Source organism: Eudoraea sp. (assembly GCF_049665975.1).
GTDB lineage: Bacteria > Bacteroidota > Bacteroidia > Flavobacteriales > Flavobacteriaceae > Eudoraea.
The window spans coordinates 1-2481 of the sequence record NZ_JBATGR010000491.1 but is presented as its reverse complement, the minus strand read 5'-3'; the positions used below and the strand labels follow the sequence as shown (position 1 = coordinate 2481).

Sequence of the window (2481 nt, the reverse complement as noted above, 5' to 3'; positions counted from 1 at the left end):
AGATTATATCTGGACAATGAGGCAACATTAGTGAACCCTGAAGAAGTAGCCAAAGTAAGATCTGAGAGTGAAAACCATCAAGGTTCATATCAATACAATGAGCTTTTGTCGTCTGTTCCCCAAACTTTAACCCCTATCGAAGACTGGAAGGTTACGGCGAGCCATTCTGCCCCTACCAGAATAGGAGGTACTGCATCACCTTTGGGTGCTTTTAATTTTGAAGGCTGGACCACAGGGGAAAATCAAAAAAAGGGAATGTGGTATCAGATAGAATTTCCAGATGTTACCACCATAACTGAAATACATTTTAATTCTCCTTCCAAACGACGGGGAAATTATCGTGATCGTATACCGCCATTCCAGACTTATCCAAGATTCTATGAGTTACAAATTTCATCTGATGGTGCAAATTGGAATACAATTAAAGAGGGAAAATGTGATAACCCAGATACAATTCTAACTTTTGAACCAAATAAAACCAAATTCTTACGTATTGTCTTAACTGATAATTTAGAAGAAGAGGGAGAAATTCCGTGGTCAATGCGACAAATGAAGATATTCGGTTTACTCCAAAATGAGAAGTTGATAAATTAAAAGAACACCTAACGAACAACATTATGGAAAATAGCAAAAGTAATTTTAGCAGAAGAAGGTTTATAGGAACATCCGCTACTTTTGTAGCCGGTGCGACAATTAGCGGTCCTTCACTTTTTGCTGCACCTTCAATGTTAAAATTTCCTGAAAAGCCAAATTCAATCATAAATGGCGTACAGATTGGTGTAATAACATATTCTTTTAGGAGCATGCCAGATCAAAGTGCGGAGGCCACGTTAAAGTGCATACTGGATTGCGGTATCAATGCCATTGAACTTATGGGAGATCCGGCTGAGATCTATGCCGGAAAACCTGAAAATCCTGTTGATCGACGAGCCTATTTCACGCTTTTGAGATCTAAACGCAAAGGAGAAGACCTGAGTGATGAACAGCAAAAAGAAATGGCAGAAATGCAGGAAAAAATAGCGGCTTATACTAAAGTAGTTGCTCAATGGCGTTCAACGGTATCCATGGATAAATTTGAGGAACTACGAAAGATGTATAATGATGCTGGTGTTACTATTTATGCCTTTAAACCCAGGGCCTTTGGAAAGGACAATACGGATGCAGAAATTGACTGGGGAATGCGGGCAGCTAAAACCTTGGGGGCAAGTCATGTAACATTGGAACACCCTGGCGATGATGTCCATACCCAAAAACTAGGAGATATGGCCAAAAAACACGGTATTTTTGTGGCCTACCATGGTCACGAACAACAGACACCCACTTTTTGGGATACGGCCTTAAAACAATCGAAGCACAACGCATTGAATCTGGATTTGGGGCATTATGTAGCCGCTGGAAATACAGATTCGCTTGAAATTATAAAAAGTAAACACAACCGTATAATGAGTATGCATACAAAAGATCGTCAAACACCCGAGCACGGAAAAGGAAATGTTCCCTGGGGAACCGGAGATACACCAATTAGCCAGGCACTGCAACTAATGAGAGATAACAATTATAAATTTCCGGCTACCATAGAACTGGAATACAACATTCCTGAAGGTTCAAATGCTATAGAGGAAGTTAAAAAGTGTCTGAAGTATTGTGAAAAGTCCCTGAGCTAAAATTTTTCTTCAAAATTCCTTTTCATTCTTTTATAGGGGCTTTTACCCATTTAGTATAAGTCGGTAAAATTAATCTCTTGGAGGTTACCCAACCTTTTGGGTTCAGAGCATATTTTACAATTTCAGGAAAGATAAAGGTTTACCAATCCTTCAGGGGTGGTCACATAAAGTGTCTTATTAGACCTGTCAACCTTGTTTATAATATTATCTGCCACCGGAATTAGCAATTGCTTATCATCCTTTTCTACCTCCAATAGAGCCTGGGCAACAGAATCATTTACTCCTGTAATAAGTCCAATATTTCCATATTCCTTATCCATAACCGTAAACCCGATAATTTCGTGGTAATAGAACTTTTTCCCGGAAAGTTTGGGCAGGAATTCCAAGGGGAGATACAAATGAGACCCTATGATCCGATCTGCATCGCTCTCACTGGAAATTTCTTCAAATCGAATGCGCAACAGATTCGATTTATGCAGGTAGCACTTTTCAATAAAAAATGGAACCAGATTGTTTCCTAATGAAACAAAAACTGATTCCATGTTTTCGTATAAGCCGGGCTCATCGGTATCTAGTTTCACAAGTACCTCACCCTTAAAACTATGTTTTGAAACGATCTTGCCCAGGTAGAAACAATCTTCCTTTTGCATTTCGTTCTAAAAATTATTCTTTCTTTTCAGAAGCAGCAGGCTTTTCTTCCGTGTCACCTACTGTGGTAGCATCTTCTGCTTTAGCAGGAGCAGCCTCTTTGGCAACTTCCTCTTCAACAACCGCTGCAGTTTCCTCTGCAACCTCTTCGGCAGCAGGAGCAACTTCC

3 protein-coding genes are annotated in these 2481 nt (G+C 39.8%); 2 read left to right on the top strand and 1 reads right to left on the bottom strand.

Annotation, left to right across the window (positions count from 1 at the left end):
* Positions 1-594: discoidin domain-containing protein (locus tag WBN20_RS15775; protein WP_424282371.1), on the top strand; the 594-nt coding region annotated here is incomplete at its 5' end.
* Positions 595-617: 23 nt separating this feature from the next.
* On the top strand, positions 618-1664 hold the full coding sequence (locus WBN20_RS15770; protein ID WP_424271393.1) for a sugar phosphate isomerase/epimerase family protein: 1047 nt from the start codon (positions 618-620) through the stop codon (positions 1662-1664).
* A 122-nt stretch (positions 1665-1786) separates the two neighbouring features.
* On the opposite strand, the gene rimM is transcribed toward WBN20_RS15770, so the two are convergent.
* Entirely contained in the window at positions 1787-2314 is a 528-nt protein-coding gene (gene rimM / locus WBN20_RS15765; protein ID WP_424271392.1) for a ribosome maturation factor RimM, read from the bottom strand.
* Between the last annotated feature and the right edge of the window lie 167 nt (positions 2315-2481).

Coding starts and splice junctions, on each gene's coding strand:
- WBN20_RS15770 (WP_424271393.1), top strand. CDS start 618: ATGGAAAATAGCAAAAGTAATTTTAGCAGAAGAAGGTTTATAGGAACA.
- rimM (WP_424271392.1), bottom strand. CDS start 2,314: ATGCAAAAGGAAGATTGTTTCTACCTGGGCAAGATCGTTTCAAAACAT.